This window comes from Actinokineospora sp., assembly GCF_052390155.1.
GTDB lineage: Bacteria > Actinomycetota > Actinomycetes > Mycobacteriales > Pseudonocardiaceae > Actinokineospora.
The window spans coordinates 59,192-82,092 of record NZ_JBQTHF010000006.1 but is presented as its reverse complement, the minus strand read 5'-3'; the positions used below and the strand labels follow the sequence as shown (position 1 = coordinate 82,092).

24 protein-coding genes are annotated in these 22,901 nt (G+C 71.1%); 15 read left to right on the top strand and 9 right to left on the bottom strand.

Annotated elements, in window-relative coordinates:
* Positions 1-28: 28 nt before the first annotated feature.
* Complete coding sequence (locus tag ACT4N7_RS02555; RefSeq protein ID WP_444826918.1) at positions 29-952, bottom strand: helix-turn-helix domain-containing protein; 924 nt, start codon at positions 950-952, stop codon at positions 29-31.
* 419 nt (positions 953-1,371) lie between these two features.
* On the opposite strand from ACT4N7_RS02555, the gene aspS reads away from it, so the two are divergent.
* The 6 genes from aspS to ACT4N7_RS02525 all read left to right on the top strand — a co-directional run bounded on the left by aspS (position 1,372) and on the right by ACT4N7_RS02525 (position 8,618).
* Positions 1,372-3,156: an aspartate--tRNA ligase gene (gene aspS / locus ACT4N7_RS02550; protein WP_444826917.1), complete on the top strand. Its 1,785-nt coding sequence runs from the start codon at positions 1,372-1,374 to the stop codon at positions 3,154-3,156.
* Positions 3,156-4,100 (top strand): DUF389 domain-containing protein, encoded by a 945-nt coding sequence (locus ACT4N7_RS02545; protein WP_444826916.1) that lies wholly within the window; start codon positions 3,156-3,158, stop codon positions 4,098-4,100. The genes aspS and ACT4N7_RS02545 overlap by 1 nt, the downstream gene beginning before the upstream one ends.
* A gap of 165 nt (positions 4,101-4,265) precedes the next feature.
* The gene (locus ACT4N7_RS02540; RefSeq protein WP_444826915.1) at positions 4,266-5,480 is read left to right on the top strand and encodes a hypothetical protein; all 1,215 of its coding nucleotides are present in this window, start codon (positions 4,266-4,268) and stop codon (positions 5,478-5,480) included.
* A gap of 177 nt (positions 5,481-5,657) precedes the next feature.
* Positions 5,658-6,431 (top strand): SGNH/GDSL hydrolase family protein, encoded by a 774-nt coding sequence (locus ACT4N7_RS02535; RefSeq protein ID WP_444827038.1) that lies wholly within the window; start codon positions 5,658-5,660, stop codon positions 6,429-6,431.
* 9 nt (positions 6,432-6,440) lie between these two features.
* On the top strand, positions 6,441-7,538 hold the full coding sequence (locus tag ACT4N7_RS02530) for a pyridoxal-phosphate-dependent aminotransferase family protein (RefSeq protein WP_444826914.1): 1,098 nt from the start codon (positions 6,441-6,443) through the stop codon (positions 7,536-7,538).
* 30 nt (positions 7,539-7,568) lie between these two features.
* Complete coding sequence (locus tag ACT4N7_RS02525) at positions 7,569-8,618, top strand: zinc-dependent alcohol dehydrogenase family protein (protein ID WP_444826913.1); 1,050 nt, start codon at positions 7,569-7,571, stop codon at positions 8,616-8,618.
* Positions 8,619-8,625: 7 nt separating this feature from the next.
* Here the strand turns inward: ACT4N7_RS02525 and ACT4N7_RS02520 are convergent, their stop codons facing one another.
* The 8 genes from ACT4N7_RS02520 to ACT4N7_RS02485 form a co-directional block, all read right to left on the bottom strand.
* A complete protein-coding gene (locus ACT4N7_RS02520) occupies positions 8,626-8,982 on the bottom strand; it encodes a hypothetical protein (RefSeq protein WP_444826912.1) in 357 nt (118 codons plus the stop codon).
* Positions 8,982-10,007 (bottom strand): hypothetical protein, encoded by a 1,026-nt coding sequence (locus tag ACT4N7_RS02515; protein ID WP_444826911.1) that lies wholly within the window; start codon positions 10,005-10,007, stop codon positions 8,982-8,984. Before ACT4N7_RS02515 ends, ACT4N7_RS02520 begins: the two co-directional genes overlap by 1 nt.
* A 34-nt stretch (positions 10,008-10,041) precedes the next feature.
* On the bottom strand, positions 10,042-10,440 hold the full coding sequence (locus tag ACT4N7_RS02510) for a hypothetical protein (RefSeq protein ID WP_444826910.1): 399 nt from the start codon (positions 10,438-10,440) through the stop codon (positions 10,042-10,044).
* An 86-nt stretch (positions 10,441-10,526) separates the two neighbouring features.
* Positions 10,527-11,150 carry a uridine kinase family protein gene (locus ACT4N7_RS02505; RefSeq protein ID WP_444826909.1) on the bottom strand — a complete coding sequence of 208 codons (624 nt, stop codon included), beginning with the start codon at positions 11,148-11,150 and terminating at the stop codon, positions 10,527-10,529.
* 28 nt (positions 11,151-11,178) lie between these two features.
* Positions 11,179-12,363, bottom strand: a complete 1,185-nt coding sequence (locus ACT4N7_RS02500) for a methyltransferase domain-containing protein (protein WP_444826908.1) — start codon at positions 12,361-12,363, stop codon at positions 11,179-11,181.
* Positions 12,360-13,298, bottom strand: coding sequence for an ATP-grasp ribosomal peptide maturase (tgmB, locus tag ACT4N7_RS02495; protein WP_444826907.1), 939 nt, complete (start codon positions 13,296-13,298; stop codon positions 12,360-12,362). The genes ACT4N7_RS02500 and tgmB overlap by 4 nt, the downstream gene beginning before the upstream one ends.
* A 24-nt stretch (positions 13,299-13,322) precedes the next feature.
* Positions 13,323-13,571, bottom strand: coding sequence for a hypothetical protein (locus ACT4N7_RS02490; protein ID WP_444826906.1), 249 nt, complete (start codon positions 13,569-13,571; stop codon positions 13,323-13,325).
* A complete protein-coding gene (locus ACT4N7_RS02485; RefSeq protein WP_444826905.1) occupies positions 13,568-13,780 on the bottom strand; it encodes a hypothetical protein in 213 nt (70 codons plus the stop codon). The genes ACT4N7_RS02490 and ACT4N7_RS02485 overlap by 4 nt, the downstream gene beginning before the upstream one ends.
* A gap of 128 nt (positions 13,781-13,908) precedes the next feature.
* On the opposite strand from ACT4N7_RS02485, the gene ACT4N7_RS02480 reads away from it, so the two are divergent.
* The 9 genes from ACT4N7_RS02480 (at position 13,909) to ACT4N7_RS02440 (ending at position 22,626) form a co-directional block, all read left to right on the top strand.
* On the top strand, positions 13,909-14,796 hold the full coding sequence (locus tag ACT4N7_RS02480; RefSeq protein ID WP_444826904.1) for a helix-turn-helix domain-containing protein: 888 nt from the start codon (positions 13,909-13,911) through the stop codon (positions 14,794-14,796).
* 2 nt (positions 14,797-14,798) lie between these two features.
* Positions 14,799-15,002: a DUF397 domain-containing protein gene (locus ACT4N7_RS02475; RefSeq protein ID WP_444826903.1), complete on the top strand. Its 204-nt coding sequence runs from the start codon at positions 14,799-14,801 to the stop codon at positions 15,000-15,002.
* Between the two features lie 19 nt (positions 15,003-15,021).
* Positions 15,022-16,374 carry a replication-associated recombination protein A gene (locus ACT4N7_RS02470; RefSeq protein ID WP_444826902.1) on the top strand — a complete coding sequence of 451 codons (1,353 nt, stop codon included), beginning with the start codon at positions 15,022-15,024 and terminating at the stop codon, positions 16,372-16,374.
* A gap of 143 nt (positions 16,375-16,517) precedes the next feature.
* The gene (locus ACT4N7_RS02465; protein ID WP_444826901.1) at positions 16,518-16,925 is read left to right on the top strand and encodes a DUF948 domain-containing protein; all 408 of its coding nucleotides are present in this window, start codon (positions 16,518-16,520) and stop codon (positions 16,923-16,925) included.
* Positions 16,922-17,215, top strand: a complete 294-nt coding sequence (locus ACT4N7_RS02460) for a hypothetical protein (protein WP_444826900.1) — start codon at positions 16,922-16,924, stop codon at positions 17,213-17,215. Before ACT4N7_RS02465 ends, ACT4N7_RS02460 begins: the two co-directional genes overlap by 4 nt.
* A gap of 63 nt (positions 17,216-17,278) precedes the next feature.
* A complete protein-coding gene (alaS, locus tag ACT4N7_RS02455) occupies positions 17,279-19,942 on the top strand; it encodes an alanine--tRNA ligase (protein WP_444826899.1) in 2,664 nt (887 codons plus the stop codon).
* The gene (ruvX, locus tag ACT4N7_RS02450; protein ID WP_444826898.1) at positions 19,939-20,430 is read left to right on the top strand and encodes a Holliday junction resolvase RuvX; all 492 of its coding nucleotides are present in this window, start codon (positions 19,939-19,941) and stop codon (positions 20,428-20,430) included. The genes alaS and ruvX overlap by 4 nt, the downstream gene beginning before the upstream one ends.
* Positions 20,427-21,635 (top strand): endolytic transglycosylase MltG, encoded by a 1,209-nt coding sequence (gene mltG, locus ACT4N7_RS02445; protein ID WP_444826897.1) that lies wholly within the window; start codon positions 20,427-20,429, stop codon positions 21,633-21,635. Before ruvX ends, mltG begins: the two co-directional genes overlap by 4 nt.
* Positions 21,625-22,626 (top strand): shikimate dehydrogenase, encoded by a 1,002-nt coding sequence (locus ACT4N7_RS02440; RefSeq protein ID WP_444826896.1) that lies wholly within the window; start codon positions 21,625-21,627, stop codon positions 22,624-22,626. The genes mltG and ACT4N7_RS02440 overlap by 11 nt, the downstream gene beginning before the upstream one ends.
* Positions 22,627-22,901: the final 275 nt, after the last annotated feature.

The following is a 22,901-nucleotide window of genomic DNA, read 5'->3' as shown; positions in this document are numbered from 1 at the left end:
TGCGAGGAAGTTGTGCGGGTTTTGCCTGCTAGTCAGGCCACTCCCAGCGGACGCACAGGATGCCCGGGCCGAAGTCCAGGGCCACCGCGTGCGCCTTGCCGTCGAGCGTGACGTCCAGCTTGCGCCGGTTCGTCACCTGGTCGTCGGTGTCGACTGTGTACTGCTCCAGGTACGCGGGCAGCGCCCGCGGGTCGAAGCGCAACTCCAGCACGAACTCGCGGACCGGGCTGGTGAACTTGCGGCAGTAGCTGTCGTCGCCGCGGGAGTAGGGCGGGCCGGGGTGCTGCAGCACGTAGTCGACGATGGTCGTGTCGCCGCGGGCGAGCGGCTGGTCGAGCAGGATCTCCGCGGCCACCAGGCCCGCGGACGCGTCGTGCGCGACCCGGCCGATGCGGCACGTGTCGCCCGCGGTGATCTCGGGGAACGGCCTGCCGGGCAGTTCAAGGTCGTAGACCATCAGCGTCCGGTCGGCCCCGTCGCGCTCGGCGCGGAAGACCTGGCGGACGCTGATCGACTTCTCGCCGCGGTCGGCGGCGATCTCCATCTTGTCGTGCTGGCTGAGCTTGATCAGCGCCGCGTCGGTGGTGAAGTCGATCCGCTTGAGCAGGTGCGAGACCGGCTCGCTGTTTCCCCACAGCGCCTCGACGGTCAGTCGGGAGGACTCGCGGTTGACCCGGCCGCGCGGCCGCGGCGGGCCGAGCAGCGCTATCAGCGACCCCGTGGGGACGCCGAGCACCTCTTCGAGGTGACCGAGCGCGGCCAGCGATTCGGCCCGCTCGGGCCTGCGTCTGCCGGACTGCCAGTAGCTCAGTGCCGTCACACTGATCGAGACGCCGCGGGCCCGCAGTCGGTACTGGATACGGTCCAGGCTCAGGCCACTGGCCTGGATAGCCGACCGCAGCGCTGCGGGGAACGCGTCGGCCGCCAGGGACTCCGGCTGCTCGGCCGTCATCGCATGGCGGACACTCCCGTTCTGGTGAAGTTCACGAACTGGCTCGCGGGTGATACCGCTACCCATGTGCACTCCCTGGGTTTCCCCTTACGCCCTGACGGTCACATTACGTCTTGGGGGGCCCTGTGGGTAGCCGCAGTGTTAATTCGTGGGTAACCGAATCGCTGCCTGCGGTGACCGGATAGGTACCTTGGCTGAGAGGCTATACCCCCATTCGGGTCAATTTCCACCACTGAACGGTTCACTCCGATGGTTGGGCGCCGAGCCTTCCCCTGGACGGGTGACGGGGTCGACAGGCAGGGCGAAACCTGCTGGACGGAACCCGCCCTCCGTTGGCTAGCCTGACCTCCACACCGTGGTCACGCGCGCACTCGCCGCCGGACCGCGTCCCCTTCGCTGGACATAGGAGAACGCAACCCGTGATCCGCACGCACGAGGCCGGAACCCTCCGCGCCGAGCACGCCGGGCAGGCCGTCACCCTGAGCGGGTGGGTGGCCCGCAGGCGCGATCACGGTGGTGTGATCTTCATCGATCTGCGGGACGCCTCCGGCGTGGCGCAGGCGGTGTTCCGCGAGGGCGAGATGGCCGAGCGCGCGCACCGGCTGCGGGCCGAGTTCTGCGTCCGGGTGGTCGGCGAGGTCGCGGCGCGGCCCGCGGGCAACGAGAACCCGGAGATCCCGACCGGCGCAATCGAGGTGCTGGTCACCGAGTTGGAGGTGCTCAGCGAGTCCGCGCCGCTGCCCTTCCCGCTCGACGACCACCTCACCGTCGGCGAGGAGGTCCGGCTCCGGCACCGCTACCTCGACCTGCGCCGCTCCGGCCCGGCGCGTGCCATGCGGATGCGCAGCGAGGCGAACCGGATCGCCCGCGCCGTGTTGCACGACGAGCGGTTCGTCGAGGTCGAGACCCCGACGCTGACCAGGTCCACGCCCGAGGGCGCCCGCGACTTCCTGGTGCCCGCGCGGCTGCAGCCCGGCTCCTGGTACGCGCTGCCGCAGTCGCCGCAGTTGTTCAAGCAGCTACTCATGGTCGGCGGCCTGGAGCGCTACTACCAGCTCGCCCGCTGCTACCGCGACGAGGACTTCCGCGCCGACCGGCAGCCCGAGTTCACCCAGCTCGACATCGAGATGAGCTTCGTCGACCAGGACGACGTCATCGCCCTCGGCGAGCGCATCGCGGTGGCGCTGTGGCGCGAGCTGGCGGGCCACGAGATCGCGGGCCCCGTCCCGCGCATCACCTACCACGACGCGATGGCGCGCTACGGCTCCGACAAGCCCGACCTGCGTTTCGACCTGGAGCTGACCGAGCTGACCGAGTACTTCGCCGAGACCCCGTTCCGGGTGTTCCAGGCGCCGTACGTCGGCTCCGTGGTCATGCCGGGCGGGGCGGGCCAGCCGCGCAAGCAGCTCGACGCCTGGCAGGAGTGGGCCAAGCAGCGCGGCGCCAAGGGCCTGGCCTACGTCCTCGTCGGTGCGGACGGCACGCTCGGCGGCCCGGTCGCGAAGAACCTGTCCGAGGCCGAGCGCGAGGGCCTGGCCAAGGCCGCGGGCGCCGAGCCCGGCGACTGCGTGTTCTTCGCCGCGGGCGACCGGGCCGGGGGCCGCGCGCTGCTCGGCGCCGCCCGGCTGGAGATCGGCAGGCGCTGCGGGCTGATCGACGAGGCCGCGTGGTCGTTCGTCTGGGTGGTCGACGCGCCGCTGTTCGAGGAGGCCGCCGCCGCGCAGAGCGCGGGCGACGTGGCCGTCGGCACCGGCCGCTGGACTGCCGTGCACCACGCCTTCACCTCGCCGACCCCGGAGTGGGTCGACCGGTTCGAGCAGGACCCGGCGAACGCGCTGGCCTATGCCTACGACCTGGTCTGCAACGGCAACGAGATCGGCGGCGGGTCGATCCGTATCCACCGCAAGGACGTCCAGGAGCGGGTGTTCGCGCTGATGGGCCTCGGCGAGGCGGAGGCCCAGGAGAAGTTCGGCTTCCTGCTCGACGCGTTCGCCTACGGCGCGCCCCCGCACGGCGGCATCGCCTTCGGCTGGGACCGCGTCGTCATGCTGCTCGCGGGGGAGCCCTCGATCCGCGACGTCATCGCGTTCCCGAAGTCCGGCGGCGGCTACGACCCGCTGACCAGCGCGCCCGCGCCGATCACCCCGGCGCAGCGCACAGAGGCCGGGGTGGACTTCAAGCCCGCCAAGGCCGAGTCGAAGTAGTGCTCCACCTGCGGATGGTGTGCCCGCCGGGGAGCACCCAGGCGGCGGTGTCCGTGCTGCGCGAGCACGCGGGCGCCACCCACGTGGTGCTGCTGCCCGGCGCGGCGCTCGACCCCGCGGGCGACGTTGTCGAGGCCGACTTGGCCCGCGAGGCGACCGACGAGATCCTCGCCGCGCTCTGCGCGCTGGGCATCGACCACGACGGCGGCATCACCCTGGAGCAGATCGACACCGCGCTGTCGGACGCCGCCGACCGGGCCGAGGAGCGCGCGCCCGGCGAGGCGGCCGACGCCGTCGTGTGGGAGGAACTTGTCGCCCGCACCGGCGAGGAGTCCCGGCTCAACGTCACCTTCCTGGCGTTCCTCACCATCGCGTGCCTGCTCGCGGCGGTCGGCGTGATCACCGACTCGCCGGTCACGATCGTCGGCGCCATGGTCGTCGGGCCGGAGTTCGGCCCGCTGGCGGCGGTCGCCGTCGGCCTGGTCCGCCGCCGCTGGGACCTGGTGCGCCGGGCCGCGCTGGCCCTGGCCGTCGGGTTTCCGCTGGCCATCGTGGTCACCGCGGCCGGGGCGTGGCTGGGCACGTTGACCGGCCTGTTCGACGCGAGCGCCATCTCCGGCGAGGGCCACCAGGTGGACTTCGTCTACGAGGTCGGGCCGTGGTCGCTCATCGTCGCCGTCCTCGCGGGCGCGGCGGGCATGCTGTCGATGACGTCGGCGAAGTCCGCGGCCCTGGTCGGGGTGTTCATCTCGGTCACCACGGTCCCGGCGGCGGGCTACATCGGAGTCGCCGCCATTCTCGGCCAGTGGGACAAGGTGCTCGGTTCCGCCGGGCAGCTCGCGGTCAATCTGGCCGGTATCGTGGTTGCCGCCGCGCTCGTATTGGTCGCGCGACACCGGGGCAAGGTTCCCGGCGACGCCGCCCGGCCGCTGTCCGCGGGGTGACTCTCCCACGCAGTGGGAAGCGATCAGTGGCCGGCACACAGGTATTGGGTCGACATCGTTATTTCTTGACGTGCCCCTCCCTCTGGATCGATGGACACCACTACGGTCTTCGGGAGCGACCGCGCCGGATCCGGCGACCTACGATCGGGAGTAGGGTCAGAGGAGATGAGTGTGGAGATCGCCGCCGACCCGCCGGAGACGACGGGCACGGAAGGGCCACCGGACACCTGGGCCGAGATCCTGGCGACCGTGGTCGCCGCGGAGTCGGTGCTCAGCAAGCGGTTCGGTGCCCGCATCCAGCTCGGCGACCCCGAGGACCTCGGTGGCAGCGAGCGCTCCATCGTGCTGCGGGTGAAGGTCGCCTCCAGCCCGTTCTCCCTCCCGCGCACCCTCGCCGTGAAGCGCTATGTGCAGCGGGCGGGCGCCGCCAAGCGCGATAGCTGGGTCCGCGAGGCGGTGAGCTACCAGCTCTTCACCGCGCTGGCCGCCGAGGACCGGATGTGCCCGGAGCTGTTCGCCCACGACGGCGACACCAACCTGCTAGTCATGGAGGACCTGGGCCGCGCGCCGACGCTCGCCGAGAAGCTGCACCGCGACGACGCCCGCGCCGCCGAGGGCGCGCTGCTGTCCTGGGCGCGGTCGCTGGGCAGGCTGCACGCCTCCACCGCGGGCCGCGAGGCCGACTTCGACGCGCTACTGCGCAGGCTCAGCCCGCCGACAGCCAAGGACCCGCTGGCCGAGGACGGCCCCGTCGCCGTCGGGCAGCTTCCCGGCCTGCTGGCCGCCGAGTTCGGCGTCGCCACCTCGCCCGAGGCGCTGGAGTACGCCCACCGCGCCCTGGGCCTGCTCGACACGGGCCGCCACCGCGCGTTCAGCCCGTCGGACTCCTGCCCGGACAACAACCTGATCACCAACCGCGGCGTCCGGTTCCTCGACTTCGAGGGCGGCTGCGTGCGGAACATGATGTTCGACGCGGCCTACCTGACCGTGCCGTTCCCGTCCTGCTGGTGTGCCTACGCGCTGCCCGCCGGGATGACCGACGCGATGCTCGCCGCCTGGCGCGCGGAGGTCCGGCTGATGTGGCCCGACCTCGACGACGACGCCGTGCTGCTGCCCCGACTGCTCGACGCGCAGCTCTTCTGGGTGTGGCTGACGACCTGGCAGTACCTCACCGTCCCCGACGTCGAGCAGCTCGGCTCGGGCGGCCGGGTCGACACCCCGCACCAGGACGACGTGCTCGTCGCCCGCTGGGAGAACCTGGCCAAGGCCGCCGGACGCGCGGGCACCGACCCGGTGGTCGAGCACGCCGAGGCCGTGGTCGGCGCGCTGCGGGCCCGGTTCGGCGCCCGTTCGCTGCCGCTTTACCCCGCGTTCGGCTAGTGTCCCGAACCTCTGGCGCGGGACACGGCCTGACCCCGATTCTTCGCCTGCCCGCCCCTCGGCAGCCATCGCGATCTCACCCCGGGTGAGCCCGCGCGGGAGATCGTCTCCGGCGTGACCGCAGTGCTGACTCCCGCCGGGCAGACCCCCGCGATGTGGCGGGCGACCCGGCTCGCCGTGCTCGGCGACTCGACTTCCGTCGGCATCGGCGACCCGCTGCCCGGCGGCGGCTGGCGCGGCGTCGGCCCGCTGCTCGCCGCCGCGCTCGGTGCCGAGGTCGCGAACCACTCGGTCACCGGCGCGCGGATGGCGTGCGTGCGCGAGGCGCAGCTTCCCGCCGCGCTGCGCGGCCGCCCGGACGCGGCGCTGGTCATCGCGGGCATGAACGACACGCTGCGCTCCGACTTCGACCCGGACCGCCTGTGCGCAGACCTGGCGCACGTGGTCACCGCGCTGCGCGCCCAAGGCGCCCCGGTGCTGCTGGTCCGCTACCACGACCACGGCCGGGTGTTCCGGCTCCCCGGCGCGCTGCGCCGCGCCCTCAGCGGCCGGATCCAGCGGCTCAACGAGGTCATCGACGCGGTGGTCGCGCGGACCGGCGCGCCGTGCCTGGACCTCGACCGGCTCCCCGGCGCCTACGGCCGGGCCGCGTGGAGTGTCGACCGGCTGCACCCGTCGGAGTTGGGCCACCGGATGCTGGCTGAGGGGTTCGCCACACTGCTGGCGGCCACCGGCTGCGTGATCCCGGCCCCGGTGAGCATGGTGTGCGAGGGCGGCCGGTCCGCGGGGACGCTGGATCACGTCGGATGGCTGCTGGTGAAGGGCATTCCGTGGCTGTGGCGCCGCGGCCGCGACCTCGTCCCCTTCGCCGCGGGCATCCTGCTCCGGGCGCTGGTGGTGGGCGAGCGCGCCGACGGGCCGTTCCCGGCGGAGCCCGCGCGCCGACCGTAAGGTGCGGGCATGCCCATGGTTGACCGCGTCCTGCTCGGCCCCGGACCGTCCAATCCGTACCCCGAGGCGACCGCCGCGCTGGCCGCGCCGCTGCTCGGCCACCTCGACCCCGAGTTCCTCAAGGTGCTCGACGAGACCTGCGCGCGGCTGCGCCGGGTGTGGGGCACCGAGAACGCCCGCACCCTGCCGCTGTCCGGCACCGGGTCCATCGGCATGGAGGCCGCGTTCGCCAACTTCGCCCGGCCCGGCGACGTCGTCGTCGTGGGGGTCAACGGGCTCTTCGGCGAGCGCATGGTCGACGTCGCGGGCCGCTACGGCGCCGACGTCGTCCGCGTGGACCACGATTGGGGGCAGCCGATCGACGTGGACAGGATGCTCGACGCGCACCCGCGGCCCTCGCTCGTCGCCGCCGTGCACGCGGAGACCTCGACCGGTGTGCGCAGCGACATCAAGGCGCTCGCGCACGCTGTGCACGCCCGCGACCAGCGCGCCCTCGTGCTCGCCGACTGCGTGACCTCGCTGGCGGGCATCGAGGTCGAGATCGACGCGTGGGGCGTGGACGTGGCGTACGCGGGCACCCAGAAGTGCCTCGGCGTCGCGCCCGGCCTGGCGCCGTTCACCGTGTCCGAGCGCGCGTGGGACCGCCGCGTCCAGCGTCCGCCGACCTGGTACCTCGACCTGAACCTCATCGGCGCCTATGTCGACGGCTCCAGCGGTGGCCGCACCTACCACCACACCGCCCCCGTGGCCATGATCGCCTCGCTGCACGCGGGCCTCGGCCGGGTGCTGGCGGAGGGGCTCGACGCGGTCTACGAGCGGCACCGCGCGGCGGGCGCGCGGCTGCACGAAGGGCTCGGTGAGCTTGGCCTGGAGCTGTTCGCGGCGCAGGGCCACCGGCTGCCAGAGCTGACCACGGTGCGCGTGCCCGAGGGCGTCGACTCGGCCAAGACCCGGCAGACCCTGCTCACCGACTACGGCATCGAGATCGGCGCCGGTGCGGGCGCGTTCGCCAGCTCGGTCTGGCGGATCGGGCTCATGGGCCACAACGCGCGGCTCGACCGCGTGGAACTCGTGCTCGGCGCGCTGCGCCGGGTCCTCGGCAACTAGCCCTTTGCAACCAGGGAGACAAGACCAACCATGCGCGCGACATTCCTGCACGGCTCCGGCGACATCCGGCTCACCGACGCGCCCGACGCCGCCCTGCGGCAGCCGACCGACGCGGTGGTCCGCGTCGTCGCGTCCTGCGTGTGCGGGTCGGACCTCTGGGGCTACCGGGGCATCAGCAAGATCGACGGCCCGAAGCGGATCGGCCACGAGTTCGTCGGCATCGTGGAGGAGGTCGGCGCCGAGGTCCGCACGGTCCGCGCGGGCGACTTCGTGATCGCCCCGTTCGCGGTCAGCGACGGCGACTGCGTGCACTGCCGCAACGGCGTGCACACCTCGTGCAGGCGCGGCGGCTACTTCGGCAGCCAGAGCAGGCTCGGTGAGGACATCGACGGCGCGCAGGCGCAGTACGTCGTCTCGCCGTTCGCCGACGGCACCCTGGTCGCCACCCCGGGCGTCCCGGACGACGCGCTCGTGCCGAGCCTGTTGACCCTGTCCGACGTGATGGGCACCGGCCACCACGCGGCTGTCGCCGCCCAGGTCTCCCCGGGCGACATCGTGGTCGTGGTCGGCGACGGCGCGGTCGGCCTCTGCGCCGTGCTCGCCGCGTCCCGCCTCGGCGCCGGGCGGATCATCGCGATGTCGCGGCACGCCGACCGCCAGCGCGTGGCCACCGAGTTCGGTGCCACCGACATCGTCGCCGAGCGCGGCGCGGAGGGGGCGGCGAAGGTCGCCGAGCTGCTCGGCGGCATCGGTGCCGACGCGGTGCTGGAATGCGTCGGCACCAAGGAGTCCATGCAGCAGGCGCTCGACTCGGTCCGGCCCGGCGGACGGGTCGGCTATGTCGGCGTGCCTGCGGGCGGGCCCGAGCTGCCGGTGGGCCAGATGTTCAGCGCGAACATCGCCGTCGCCGGGGGAGTGGCCCCGGTCCGGCGCTACCTGGACGAACTCCTCGCCGACGTGCTCGACGGCAAGATCGACCCGGGCCGCGTGTTCGACGCGGAGTACCCGCTGGAGCGCGTCGCCGACGCCTACACCGCGATGGACGCCCGCAAGGTGATCAAGCCGCTGTTGCGCCCCTGACCCGGGCTCAGAGGTCGGGGCTCGGCGCGAACGGGTCGAACTCGTCGTCCTCGGCCAGCGCCGTCGCGATCGCCTCGCGGTTCTCCCGCATCATCCGGTCGAGGTGGCCGTACAGCAGGGCCGTGTTGGGCGAGTCCCCGGCGAAGACCGCTCGCCACGAGTCCTGGCCGCTCTCCACTTTGCGGGCCAGTTCCCGCATGTCGTCGCCGAGGTCACCGCGCCGGGCGGCGTCCTGCAGCGCCTGGAGATCCTCGGGGGTCGGCTCGTTTCGCCGCTGGAACCGGTAGAGGTCCTGCTGGGCCCGGTCGATCACCAGGTCGAGCTCGGCCATGGCCGCCTGGATCCGGTCCTCGGCACCAGGCATCACCGGGCGGCTCCGGCCCGAACCGGGGCGGGCGCGGGCGCGGTGGCCGGGGCGGGCGGCAGCGCGTCGGCGGTGAAGGCCGACGCGCACATCTTGATCGTGTCGATGACCAGCTTGAGCACGTCCCAGAACACGGTGATCACCTTGCGCGCGTTATTGATCATCGTGATCGCCTCTTTGACCGAGTTGATCAGCTTCCACTGGCCGTAGAAGGGGATCGCGGCGTTGCTCAGTCCCGCCGAGACCACGTCGATCACGGTCTTGATGATGTCGACCACGCACTGGGCCATCTTGACCGACTGGTCGACCATGTCCTTGAGGTGCTCCGACATCGCGCGCATCTTCGCGGCCTGGTCGACCATGCAGGTGCTCCACTTGCCCATCTGCGCCGCCGACGCCGACGACGCGGCGCCGATCCACGTCTGGGCGATCGCCGCGCCGCCTGCCTTGAGGTTCGCCTCGACCACCTCGACGCACGCCGCGACACACTCCCACGCCACGGCCTGCATCGACGCCTTGTTCACATCGCCCGCGATCCACTTGGTGACGTACTCGCGCGGGTCCGGGCCGCCGACCCAGATGACCAGCTCGCACACCTTGTCGAGAATCCAGCCGAACGACACCTCGGGCAGGGTGATGTTCGCGGCGTTCGGCGGGGTCAGCTTCGCCTGCGCGGTGCCGCCGTCATCGAACCCGTTGGCCACGCCGTCGTCGGAGGCGTTCAGGGCGCCCGACCCGCCCAGTTCCACGAAGCGGTCCTCGCCCGCCCTGTCGGCCGCCCGGTAGGCGTCCGCGCAGGAGCTGAGCGCGCCCTGTTCCAGCCCCATGCCCGAGCTGTCGCGCTCAAGGATGGTGTGCATCTTGGGTAGCAGGGCGGCGTAGTCGCCGGTGATCAGCTCCAGGATGGCGCCGAAGTCGGCGTCGGCGATGTTGCCGCTCGCGTAGCCGTGCGCGGCGCCGAGGTCGGTCGATCCACGCCCCGTCTGCGCCGCCCAGCCCCGCAGGTCACCCAGCTCTACCGTCACATCGGTCATCGCATAGCCAATCGGTCTGGTGGATTCAGTGCGTCTTCCAGAAAAGGACCATGAACACCGCCTGGACGGCGATCACCCCGCCGATGACGGCCCACTGCCTGCCGAACGACCAGTGCCGTAGCAGCGCGTAGCCCATCAGCCCGGCTCCGGCCACGCCGGACACGATGCCCGCGACCGCCCACGCCGGGTCCCCGGACGTCGCGGCCAGCACCGCCACGATGATCGAGAACACGATCGCACCGGTACTCAGCGCGTCGCGCAGGAACCCCTCGGCGAGCGCGGCCAGCGCCCGGGGCACCATGCCCGCCATCGCCTTGCGGCGCTCGCCGGGTGTCTCGGCGCGATCCACCGAGTCGGCCCGCCGATAGGCCGCCTTGAACAGTGGCCCGTCTTCCTCGGTCGGCTCGGAACCTCGCCCGCCCATGCACGTCTTCCTTTCGTCGGCCGGTTGACGCGTGGTCCTCCGACGCGGTTGATCCTGCCTTCGTTCCCCCGTGTCGGGGGTCGACTTCACCTGCCTGGGTGACCGACCGCGTCCGCCGACCGCGCGAACCGGTCGAGGCCGTGGGCGGCCGGGGTGCAGCGGCGCATGCCCGCCGACTCGCACCGCCGCACCACTGCCGCGTGCTCACGCCACAGCCGCAGGCCCCGGCGCATCAGCACCGGCACCGCTTTGCGTGACTCGGCGACGTCGCGGGCGAACCGGCGGACGAACGTCCGACCGCCACCGGGCGCCAACACCACCGCGTCGGCCAGCACCCCGGCGTGGCGGGCGCCTGCCACGATCCGGTCGGCGAACAGCCCTTCGGCGAGGAACACGCTGGTGTCGCCCAATTCCAGCCGATAGCTGCCCACTCTCCGGTCGGCCTCGATCGCATAGCGCGGCACGTCCACCGCCCCGGAGGTCGCCAGCGCCACCACCGCGGCGAGCGCGTCCTCGGCATGCCAGGACTCCGGCGTGTCCCAGTCGACCCGTCCCGCGGCGTCGCGCGGCAGCAGCGGATCGTGGCCCTCACGGTAGAAGTCGTCCAGCCGCAACACGGGCAGCCCCAGCCCCGCGGCGAGCGTCGACTTTCCCGACCCCGATGGCCCGGCGAGCAGGATGGCCGTGGCACGAACTGCGGACGACGTCACGGGAAACGATTGTCGCACAGCGCACCGGTCACACCAGCGGCAGCGGCCAGCGCAGCGAGTCGTCCGGGCTGTCGATCCAGACGAACTGCGCTGTGGGAGTCCCGGTCAGGCCGAAGCGCGCCACGGCGGGGTTTCCGAGTTCGACATAGCGCTGGTGGGTCGCTTCCACCGTGTCCCACAGTCGACGGTGCCCGCGCTGGATCACCTGGTGCGTCCCGGCGGTCCGCTCGACGAACACATCGGCGCGCGCACCGTCCGAGGTGCACAGCGTCACCACTGACCGCCGCTCGATCTCGTTGCGGTAAAAGGACTCCGCGCCGTGGACCTGGAGTTGGAGCAGGAACCGGAAGTCCGGGTCGTCGACCAGCGGCAGCGGATCGATCCGGGTCGTGGAGTGCGCCACCGGGTTCGGGACCTCGGTCGAGATCGCCTGATGCGGCCTCAGCGGGTTATCGACTTCCGGTCGCAACCACATGAAGTGACCCCCCATCGCCACAAACCGACCGACGACGGTCTCGTCCCGCTTGGTCAGCAGGCACATCGGGCCTGTGGCCAGCTCACCCCGGATGTTCGCGATGATCCTGCCCCGCGGCGCGAGCTGGTCGATCCAGGCCGCGGGGATCTCCGGCACCGCGGCCGTGGCGATGATCCGGTCATACGGACCGTGCTCTGGCACGCCGTGCTCACCGTCGCCCACGACCAGAACCGGCGAGTACCCGAGCACCGCGAGGCCGCGCCGAGCCGTGGTGATCAGATCCGGGTCCAGATCGACGCTGACCACGTCGGCCGAACCGAGCCGGTGGCACAGCAGGGCGGCGTTGTACCCGGTCCCGGTGCCGATCTCCAGGACCCGGTGGCCGTCGGCCACATCGAGGCTCTCCAGCATGCGCGCCATCAGCCCCGGCCCTGTGGACGAGCTGGTGGGAAGCCGGAACACGGCGCCGTCGAGGGTCGTCCAGCCTGCGGGATGCGGTTTGCGGGCAGTGGTGAGTGCGTGGTCGGTGTACGCGGTGCGCAGCCACGCGTCGGGGTCCACATCGGATGAGAACTCCGGCCCACCGGTGGTCAGCGTGAACCGGGGCACGAACAGATGCCGTGGGGTCTCGGCGAAGGCCGCTGTCCAGTTCGGGTCGGACAGGTCGCCTGCCTCCACCAGTCGAGCGGCCAGTGACCGAGCCAGTCCCGGCCAGGCGTCCTCCGCGCGCTGCGTCACTCCGTCGCCTCTCCGGTGAGTAGGTCCACCAGCGCGGCAGTGATCGGGATGCCAGTCCGGTGTTCCAGCCATAGCCACTGCCCAGCGGGGTTGCACTCCAGGAACACCCAGTCGTCCTCCGGCGTGATCACGAAGTCGAATGCCCCGAACGACAGCCCGAACACCTCCAGGTAGGTCGCCAACCGCGTCGTGATCTCTGGTGGCACGTCGATCGGAACATAGGTCAGCGCCGCGTAGTCCGCGCGCCAGTCCAGTCGGGCCGCAGCGCTGCCTGCGTGGATTGCCACAGCCAGGGGCTGCCTGCCCACCATCGTCACGCGAACCTCGTATTGCTTCGTCACCCATGCCTGGAACAGGTGCGCCGTGACCGCGAGCGCGCCCGGATCGATCGTCTGCGGATCGACCGGCGTGGTGTAGGTGATCTGGACGATCCCGTCCACGCTGTGTGCGAGCGGAGACAGTGTCTTGCACACTATTGGCCCCGATGACCTGGCGAATTCCAGTACGGCGACGTGCTCGTTGGTGATCAGCGTTGGCGGTACGGTGAGTCCGCAGCGTGCCGCAGTGCTCAATTGGAGCGGTTTGTACTCCGCGACGGCGATACGTGCCGGGTTGTTCACCCACGTGCCGTCTACTGTGGACAGCACGCCGCCGATTCCCAGTCGGGCTTCTTCCGTCGCGAAAGCGTGATCGGCTGCGGAGAGCTCGGTCGGAAACGTGAACCGGGTCGGCCTGCGGTAGTAGACCGCCTTGATGTCCGCGAGGTCCAGTCCGCCTGCCTTGCCCTGCCAACCGGTACCGGCGAGCTCTGCGGCGAAGCCGAGTCGAGCGGGGAAGTCGCCGAGGTCCACCCGGTGCACTGGTCGGTCCCGACGCTTCAGTTCGTGCGCGACTACCGTTGCTGTGGCGTCGTCCTTGGTGCCGACGACGACCACGGTCTCGCCAGAGATGATCATCGGTCAGGTGTCCGTGACGACGATGGGAACGGCGTCGGTCTCCATCTTGCCGTCGCTGGTGTGCTGGGTCTGTTTCACCTCGGTGTTCCGGGTCGCGGTGGTCTCGTCGGTTCCACATTCGGTGGGGACGACGGCGAGTGAGGCTGACAGCGGTCTGAGCGGGCCGGGTCTGTGTGCGGGCGGCGAGTATCCGCCGGGTTCGGTCAGCGGCAGCAGTGTGGCGGCGGGGAACAGCGGGTCGCTCGAACTCATTCGCCGTCGCCGTCCTGGGTGTGGGCGGTGTCGAGTTCGGCGATGGCCTGGTTCGCGAGGTCGACGAGTTGGGCCAGGCCATTGCGCTGGAGGGTGAGCACGTACTCGCTGTGTTGTCCGAAGTGGAGCGTGGCCTGGTCGTTGGTCGCGCATGCCTCGTAGTGCATGGGCACGTCGCGGTCCAGTTCGACCCAAGATTCGATCGACACGCCCGATCGAGTGAATAGTCCCATCGCTGTCGCCTCCACCATCTACGGTTCTCCGCGAGCCAAGTAAGCCCGACTGTCTCCGCACATCGTAGGGCGACAGTCGGGCTTCAAACAAGCCGCCCGATCGGGTGATTGAGGAGGAGTCGACCTTGGGGCACGCACGTCCGACGTTCGAGCGCAGGCAGCTCGGCCTCACCATGCGCAGGCTTCGCGAACAGTCGGGAGAAACTCAGCAGGCAGCCGCAGACGAGATCGGCAAGGCGCGGTCGCGGATCGTGCAACTGGAAGACGGCACCGCGACGGCCAGCCAAGAGGATTTGGCCACGCTGCTCGACTTCTACGGCGTGACCGGCGAAGAACGAGAGACCATCCTCGTGCTCGGCACCCAAACTCGCAGACGGCAACAGCGACGCGTGCATATCGACCAGTTGCCGGATGCCTACCAGCGATTCGCCGACCTCGAAGCCAGTGCCGCACAGATCAGCGGCTTCGAGCCGGGCATCATTCCCGGCCTGCTGCAGTCCGAGAGCTACATCCGTGCCATTCTCGCGGACGGCGAGGGAATGTGGTCGGACCGCAGCCTCGATGAGGTCAAAGACCGGTTCGCGTATCGCATCGAGCGCCAACGCCGGGTACTCGACTCCATCGATCCACCCACTCTGCGCTTCGTGATCACCGAGGACACCTTGCGGGCCAACCTCGGGGCGCCGGACATCATGCAGGAGCAGTTGGACCATCTGCTGACCCTTGCCCAGACGCGCCGCGACCTCGCGATTCGAGTGCTTCGCAACGATGTGGCAGGCAACCCTGCCCGAGGACACGGGTTTTGGATCTACGGTTTCGGCGATCGTGGCGCTCCCATCGGCATCTCGCCATCCGTGATCAGCCCCTCTAGCTACTATGACGACGAACGAGACGTTGCGACCCTGCTCCGCATGTTCGCCCGGCTCTGGGAACTCGCCCTGAGCAACCAGGAATCGGTGCGGCTGATCAAGAGCATCTCGAAGGAGCACTGAGCATGGATGTGTCGTCGCGGGCAGGCTGGATCACGAGCAGTCGAAGCGGACCAGACAACGAGTTCTGTGTCGAGGTGCGGATGTCTGTTTCGGTCGGCGTGCGGGACACCAAGAATCGGGCGGGTGGCGCGTTGAGCGTGCGCACCGCCGACTGGGCAACTTTCGTGGCCGCCGCCAAGGACGGCCGGTACGACCTGTCGGTGTAGGCGGGTAGCGTCCGACCTCGTGGAACAGGAGTTCGACCTCTTCGGCCCGACGCCGCCCACTCAGCGGGAGGCCGCCGCCCGGGTCGCGGCGAACGCGCCCCTGCCCGTGCGGATGCGGCCCGCCACCCTCGACGAAGTCCTCGGCCAGGACCACCTGCTCGGCCCCGGCGCCCCGCTGCGCCGTCTGGTCGAGGGCGCCGCGCCCGCGTCGATCCTGCTCTACGGCCCGCCCGGCACCGGCAAGACGACGCTGGCCACCCTGGTCTCCTCCGCCATCGGCAGGCGGTTCGTGGCGATGTCGGCGCTGTCGGCAGGCGTCAAAGAGGTGCGCGGCGTCATCGAGGACGCGCGCAGGCGCCTCACCCATTCCGGCGAGTCCACCGTCCTGTTCATCGACGAGGTCCACCGCTTCTCCCGCACCCAGCAGGACGCGCTGCTCGGCGCGGTCGAGGACCGCATCGTGCTGCTCGTCGCCGCCACCACCGAGAACCCGTTCTTCTCCGTGGTTTCCCCTCTACTTTCTCGCTCGCTCGTGCTCCAGCTCCACCCGCTGACCGACACCGACATCCGCGAACTCGTCCGCCGCGCGGTCGCCGACGAGCGCGGCCTCGCGGGCACCGCCACCCTCGACGACGACGCCGAGGCGCACATCGTCCGCCTCGCGGGCGGCGACGCCCGGCGCGCGCTCACCGCGCTGGAGGCCGCCGCCGACTCCGCGCTCGCCACCCGCGACGGCGCCATCGACCTGGCCACCGTCGAGGCCACGGTCGACAAGGCCGCCGTGCGCTACGACCGCTCCGGCGACCAGCACTACGACGTGATCAGCGCGTTCATCAAGTCGATCCGCGGCTCCGACGTCGACGCCGCCCTGCACTACCTGGCGCGGATGATCGAGGCGGGGGAGGACCCGCGGTTCATCGCGCGCAGGCTCGTCGTGCACGCCAGCGAGGACATCGGCATGGCCGACCCGACAGCCCTGCAGACGGCTGTCGCGGCGTCCCAGGCCGTGCAGCTCATCGGGATGCCGGAAGGCAGGCTCGCCCTCGCCCAGGCCACCGTCCACCTGGCCACCGCCCCCAAGTCGAACGCGGTCATCACCGCCATCGACAGCGCCATGGCCGACGTGCGCGCGGGCGCCGCGGGCCTCGTCCCCGCCCCGCTGCGCGACGGCCACTACGCGGGTGCCAAGAAGCTCGGCAACGCCACCGGCTACCGGTACCCGCACAACGTCCCCGAGGGCGTGCTCACCCAGCAGTACCCGCCGGACGAACTCGTCGGCCGCGACTACTACGAGCCCACTCAGCGCGGCGCCGAACGCCAGCTCGCCGAGCGCGTGCCCAGGCTGCGGCGGCTGATCCGCGGCACCGACTGAGCCCGCGATCCCGTCGCGGCGCGGCCCGCGAGCGCCCACACTGGGACGCGAGGTCCGGGCAGGCCGTCCCAGGTGTGGCGCGGTAACCTGGCGCCGATCAATTCGGCGCGCTCGTGGGCGTCGCCAGCGATGAGGGAGGGCTCGTGACCGCAGGGCAGATCGCCGCGCTGATCGCCGCAGGCGCGTTCGTGCTGCTGGTGGTGCTGCTGGGCATCGCGCTGCGCAAGCTCGGCCGCACGCTCGACGAGGCCACCATCGCGATCCGCAAGGCGCACGAGAACAGCGACCCGCTGTTCAACGGCGCCAACACCACCCTCACCCACGTCAACACCCAGCTCGAACGGGTCGACGGCATCACCTCCAACGCCCAGGCCGTCACCGGCAACGTCTCCGCGCTGACCTCGGTGTTCACCGCCACCCTCGGCGGCCCCCTGGTCAAGGTCGCCGCCCTGTCCTACGGCGTGAGCAAGGCCGTCCGGGCCCGCCGCCGGGCCAAGGGCGAGCTGGAAGGCAAGCACTCCCGCCGCAAGCGCCGGGGGGCCCGCGCATGAAGCGGATCTTCTGGCTCGGCGTCGGCGTGGCAACCGGAGTCGCGCTCTCGCGCAAGGCTCGGCAGACAGCGCAAGCCGTCACCCCCGCGGGCATCGCGGGCAACCTCGGCGACGCCATGCGCGAGCTGGCCGGGGCCCTCGGCGCGTTCGGCGCCGACGTGCGCGCGGGCATGACCGAGCGCGAAGAGGAGCTGTCCGAGGTGGTGGAGCGCCGCTCCGGGGTCACCCCGGGTGCCCGGCACGCCCTCGGCGGCCGCGGCGACGCGCGAGCGCGTCGGGCGAACGGCTGACCTCTCGCCGTTCGCCGTGCCCGCCGCCCGCCGACCCCCAGATCCACGACAGGACCCGAGACCGTGCAGACCCATGAGATTTCCAGCCGCTTCCTGGAGTACTTCAAGCGGGCGGGCCACACCCCCGTGGCCAGCGCGTCGCTGATCCTGGAAGACCCGAACCTGCTGTTCGTCAACGCCGGGATGGTGCAGTTCAAGCCGTACTTCCTCGGCGACGCCCCGCCGCCCTACCCGCGCGCAACCAGCGTGCAGAAGTGCGTGCGCACCGGCGACATCGACGAGGTCGGCAAGACCACCCGGCACAACACGTTCTTCCAGATGGCGGGCAACTTCTCCTTCGGCGACTACTTCAAGGCCGAGGCCATCGAGCACGCCTGGACGCTGATCACCGGCAGCCAGGCCGAGGGCGGCTACGGCTTCGACCCGGACCGCATCTGGGCCACCGTCTACGAGGACGACGACGAGGCGTTCGGCCTCTGGCAGAAGATCGCCGGTCTGCCCGTCGAGCGCATCCAGCGCCGCGACATGGTGGACAACTACTGGTCCATGGGCGTCGCGGGCCCGTCCGGCCCGTGCTCGGAGATCTACTACGACCGCGGCGCCCAGTACGGCCTCGACGGCGGCCCGGTCGTGGACGAGGACCGGTACCTGGAGATCTGGAACCTGGTCTTCATGCAGGATCTGCGCGGCGAGGGCAGCGGCAAGACCGACTTCCCGATCCTGGGCGAGCTGCCCGCGAAGAACATCGACACCGGCATGGGCATCGAACGGGTCGCCTACCTGCTCCAGGGTGTCGACAACGTGTACGAGACCGACCTCGTGCGGCCGGTGATCAGCCGCGCCGAGGAGATGTCCGGCCGCCGCTACGGCGCGGGCAACCAGGTCGACGACGTCCGCTTCCGGGTCATCGCCGACCACGCCCGCAGCGGCATGATGCTCATCGGCGACGGCGTCACCCCCGGCAACGAGGCCCGCGGCTACGTGCTGCGCCGCCTGCTGCGCCGCATCGTCCGCTCGGTGCGCCTGCTCGGCGTCACCGAGCCGGTGCTCGGCGAGTTCGCCGCAGTCGTCCGCGACACCATGTCGCCGTCCTACCCGGATCTGGCAGGCGACTTCGCGCGCATCGAGTCGGTGATGCGCAAGGAGGAGGAGACCTTCCTCGGCACCCTGGCCAGCGGCTCGAAGATCTTCGACCTCGCCGCCGACCAGCTCAAGGCGGACGGCCGCGCGATGCTGCCCGGCGACCAGGCGTTCCAGCTCCACGACACCTACGGGTTCCCGATCGACCTCACCCTGGAGATGGCCGCCGAGAAGGGGCTCTCGGTCGACGAGGACGGCTTCCGCGAGCTGATGGCCCAGCAGCGCGCCCGCGCCAAGGCCGACGCCGCGTCCCGCAAGACCGGCCACGGCGACCAGTCGGTCTACCGCGAGCTGCTCGCGCTCGGCGCCACCGTTTTCACCGGCTACGAGACGCTGGCCGCCGAGGCCACCGTGCGCGGCATCGTCCGCGACGGGAAGCGGGTGTCCGGCGCCGCCGAGGGCGAGATCGTCGAGGTCGTGCTCGACCGCACCCCGCTCTACGCCGAGTCCGGCGGGCAGGAGAGCGACGCGGGCACCATCACCGGCGAGGGCGTCGAGCTGGAGGTGCTCGACGTGCAGAAGGTGGCCCGCAAGCTGTGGGTGCACCAGGTACGCGTGCGCAGCGGCGAGGTCACCGAGGGCCAGCACGTCGAGGCCCTGGTCGACCCCGAGTGGCGCGTCGGCGCGCGCCAGGGCCACTCCGGCACGCACGTCGTGCACGCGGCCCTGCGCCAGGTGCTCGGCCCGACAGCGTTGCAGAGCGGCTCTTACAACAAGCCCGGCTATCTGCGGCTCGACTTCGCCTGGTCGGGCGGGCTGTCGCCGGAGACCCGCAGTGAGATCGAGGACGTCTCCAACCTCGCCGTCCGCAAGGATCTGCCGGTCCGGGTCGTCTACACCGACATGGGCGGTGCGCAGGAGATGGGCGCGGTCGCCCTGTTCGGTGAGACCTACGACGACGAGGTCCGCGTGGTGGAGATCGGCGGCCAGTGGTCGCGCGAGCTGTGCGGCGGCACGCATGTGGAGCACTCGTCGCAGATCGGCCCGATCACCCTGCTCGGCGAGTCGTCGGTCGGCTCGGGCAGCAGGCGCCTGGAGGCGTACGTCGGTATGGACGCCATGCGCTACCTGGCCAAGGAGCGCGCCCTGGTGCAGAACATCGCCGCCATGCTCAAGGTGCCCGACGCCGAGGTGCCTGGGCGCGTCGAGGCGCTGATCGAGCGGCTGCGGGTGGCCGAGAAGGAGCTGGAGAAGCTGCGCGCCGGGCAGTTGCTGTCCGCCGCGGGCGGCCTCGCCGACCAGGCCGAGGATGTGGGCGGCGTCGCGCTCGTCGCGCTCAAGGTGCCCGACGGCGTCGGCGCCAGCGACCTGCGCGGCCTGGCCGCCGAGGTGCGCAACCGGCTCGGCTCCCGATCCGGTGTTGTCGCGCTGTTCTCTGCCGAGAACGGCAAGGTGAGCTTCGTGGTGGCGACCACCGCCACCGCCCGCGACCAGGGCATCGCCGCGGGCACACTCGTCCCGGCTTTCGCCGCCGCCATCGACGGTCGCGGCGGCGGCAAGCCCGACCTGGCCCAAGGCGGCGGCACCGACGCGACCGGCATCGGTGCGGCGGTGACGGCCCTGCGCGGGGCGCTCGCGGGCTCGTGAATCCGAAACCCGACCGGCCCGGAGCCGACGACCCGGGGCGTGGCCGCAGGCTCGCCGTGGACGTCGGCTCCGTGCGGGTGGGGGTCGCGCTGAGCGATCCGGCTCCCGTGCTCGCCAGCCCGCTGGTTACGCTGTCTCGCGACGAGCGGTCGGGCAGCGACCTCGACCGACTCACCGAGCTCGTCGCCGAGCACGAGGTGGTCGAAGTGGTGGTCGGTTTACCGAGGACGCTCGCCGCGCGGCACGGTGCCGCGGCGCAGAGCGCGCACGCGTACGCGACCGACCTGGCGCGCCGTGTCGCGCCGGTCCCGGTCCGCCTCGCCGACGAACGCCTCACCACCGTGGCCGCGTCCCGGATGCTCAGCGAGCGGGGGGTTCGCGGTAAGCGCCAGCGCGCTGTCGTGGACCAGGCAGCCGCCGTGGAGATCCTGCAGTCCTGGCTCGACGCCCGCTCGGCGACGCTCGCCCGATCCGCGGAGGACTCATGACCGACGAGCTCGGCCTGTTCGACGAGCGGCCGTCCAGAGAGCGCCCCCGCAAGAGCGCGCCCAAGGCCCGGGTCAAGCGCAAGCGCGACAACCGCAAGGCGAAGCTGCTGGTCTTCGGCCTGATCGTGCTGCTCGTCATCGGCGGCGGCGTCTGGTACGGCTTGGGTCAGCTCGCCAACATCGGCGGCTACGACGACTTCGCGGGGCCGGGGGAGACCGACGTCGTCGTCGAGGTCAAGGGCGGCGACACCACCGGCACCATCGCCACCCGCCTCAAGGACGACGGCGTGGTCGCCAGCGCCAAGGCGTTCCTGACCGCGGCGGAGTCCGAGGCGAAGGTCCGCGCCATCCAGCCCGGCTATTACGTCATGCGCACCAAGGTGTCCGGTGTGGACGCGGTCGCCAAGATCGTCGACCCCAAGTCGAAGGTCGGCAACCTGCAGATCAAGGCGGGCACCCAGTTCGACGACATCACCAACGGCGACACGGTCACCCCCGGCGTGGTGTCGCTGATCTCCAAGGCGTCGTGCGCGACCCTCAACGGCCAGCAGACGTGTGTCCCGGTCGAGGCCCTCCGCGAGGTCGCCGCGACGGCGGACCTGGCGTCCCTGGGCGTCCCCGACTGGGCCGTCCCCGACGCCTCCCGCGCCGAACCCGCGCGCAGGCTGGAGGGCCTTGTCGCACCGGACGTCTACGAGGTCCGGCCCGGGTCCACCGCGGAGGAGCTGTGGACGAAGGTCATCAGCGAGTCCTCGGCGCGGCTGCAGAGCTACGGGATGCCGAAGATCGCCGAGACCACGGGCTTCACCCCGTACCAGGTCCTGATCATGGGCTCACTCGTCCAGCGCGAGGCCATCGGGGCCGACTTCGACAAGGTAGCCCGCGTCACCTACAACCGCCTCGCCAAGTCGATGCGGCTCGAATACGACTCGACGGTCAACTACGTGCTCGACCGGCCGGCGATCCTGACCAGGCCGGAGGATCGGGGCAAGGCGGGCCCGTACAACACCTACGCCAACACGGGACTCACGCCGACGCCGATCTCGGCGGTCAGCAAGGAAGCCCTCGGCGCCGCGGCCAAACCGGCGGACGGGACGTGGCTGTTCTTCGTGCGCTGCCAGAAGGACGGCACCTCCTGCTTTGCCGACACTCTGCCGCAGCACGAGGAGAACGTGCGCCAAGCACGGGCCAACGATGCCTATTGAGCGGCGCGCGGCCGTTCTCGGTTCGCCGGTCGACCACTCGCTCTCCCCGGTCTTGCATAGCGCTGCCTACGCCGCCCTAGGGCTGGCGGGCTGGACCTACACCCGCCTCGACTGCGATGAGCCGCGCCTGCCCGGGCTGGTCGCCGAGCTTGGCCCGGAGTGGGCGGGTTTGTCGGTCACCATGCCGGGCAAGCGCGCCGCCTTGGCCGTGGCCGTCGCCGCTACCGAACGCGCGTGGGCCGTTGGTGCGGCCAACACCCTCGTCCATCAGCCTGACGGCACCTGGCACGCGGACTGCACCGATGTGGCAGGCGTAATCGGCGCCCTGCGCGCGGCGGGGCTCGTCGTTCCTGGCGCGGGTGTACTCGGATCTGTCGTCGGCCAGATCCACCGGCACCAAACGGCGGCCCGCGCTCACCCGAGTCCGGTTGTGCGTGACGCCGTCTTTGCCGATGGCGGCGCTGAGGCGGTATCCGAAACGCCGGTGTTCGGTGGTGTCGAGCCCGCGTCCACAGCCGTGGTTCTCGGCGCGGGCGGCACGGCGTGCGCCGCCTTGGCCGCGTTCTCCGCCATGGGCATCGCGTCGGCGACGGTGGTCGTCCGCGACCCGGCGCGAGCCGCCGACGCGGTCGACTGCGCCGGCAGACTGTCCCTCCCCCTGCGCGTCGCCCCATGGTCCACAGTGGACTTCGACACCCTCGCCGACTCGGCTGCCGTCCTCGTCAACACCGCCCCCGCCGCCGCGACCGAGCCCCTGGCCAAGTCCCTGGCCCGGGCCGCCTTCGTCCTCGACGTGATCTACCACCCGTGGCCCACTCCCGTCGCCGACGCCGTGGCGCGCGCGGGCGGGCGCCTGGCCACCGGCCTGGACATGCTCCTGCACCAGGCGTTCGACCAGGTAGAGCAGTTCACCGGCCACCCGGCCCCCCGCGAACCCATGCGCGATGCCCTATGGGAAGCAACTGGCGGAGTTCTCCCACTGCCGCTCTGACCAAGCACAATTCCCCGAATTCGTCAAATGTCCATCCCCACGCTAAAGGGGCAATGACGTTCGAACTCCCGTTCGCTACCGTTGAAAGCGAAGCCAAGGGAGGAACCCCCATGAAAACCCTGTTCCTGCAACAACTCTGCCGTGCAACCGCCAACCCGCGACGATCGTCCGGCACGACACCCAGGTCATCAACCCCGACAATGTCCCTACCCGACCACTTCCATTTCCGACGCCCCACCTTCGACCTCTCCACACCAAGCGCCGCTCCACCCACA

Bases quoted from the DNA above. Each gene is read 5' to 3' on its own strand.
- ACT4N7_RS02490 (WP_444826906.1), bottom strand. From the start codon at position 13,571: ATGAGTTCGAGCGACCCGCTGTTCCCCGCCGCCACACTGCTGCCGCTG.
- ACT4N7_RS02475 (WP_444826903.1), top strand. From the start codon at position 14,799: ATGGATGTGTCGTCGCGGGCAGGCTGGATCACGAGCAGTCGAAGCGGA.
- ACT4N7_RS02540 (WP_444826915.1), top strand. From the start codon at position 4,266: ATGAGTGTGGAGATCGCCGCCGACCCGCCGGAGACGACGGGCACGGAA.
- ACT4N7_RS02440 (WP_444826896.1), top strand. From the start codon at position 21,625: ATGCCTATTGAGCGGCGCGCGGCCGTTCTCGGTTCGCCGGTCGACCAC.
- ACT4N7_RS02555 (WP_444826918.1), bottom strand. From the start codon at position 952: ATGACGGCCGAGCAGCCGGAGTCCCTGGCGGCCGACGCGTTCCCCGCA.
- ACT4N7_RS02530 (WP_444826914.1), top strand. From the start codon at position 6,441: ATGCCCATGGTTGACCGCGTCCTGCTCGGCCCCGGACCGTCCAATCCG.
- mltG (WP_444826897.1), top strand. From the start codon at position 20,427: ATGACCGACGAGCTCGGCCTGTTCGACGAGCGGCCGTCCAGAGAGCGC.
- ACT4N7_RS02520 (WP_444826912.1), bottom strand. From the start codon at position 8,982: ATGCCTGGTGCCGAGGACCGGATCCAGGCGGCCATGGCCGAGCTCGAC.
- ACT4N7_RS02460 (WP_444826900.1), top strand. From the start codon at position 16,922: ATGAAGCGGATCTTCTGGCTCGGCGTCGGCGTGGCAACCGGAGTCGCG.
- ACT4N7_RS02525 (WP_444826913.1), top strand. From the start codon at position 7,569: ATGCGCGCGACATTCCTGCACGGCTCCGGCGACATCCGGCTCACCGAC.
- ACT4N7_RS02510 (WP_444826910.1), bottom strand. From the start codon at position 10,440: ATGGGCGGGCGAGGTTCCGAGCCGACCGAGGAAGACGGGCCACTGTTC.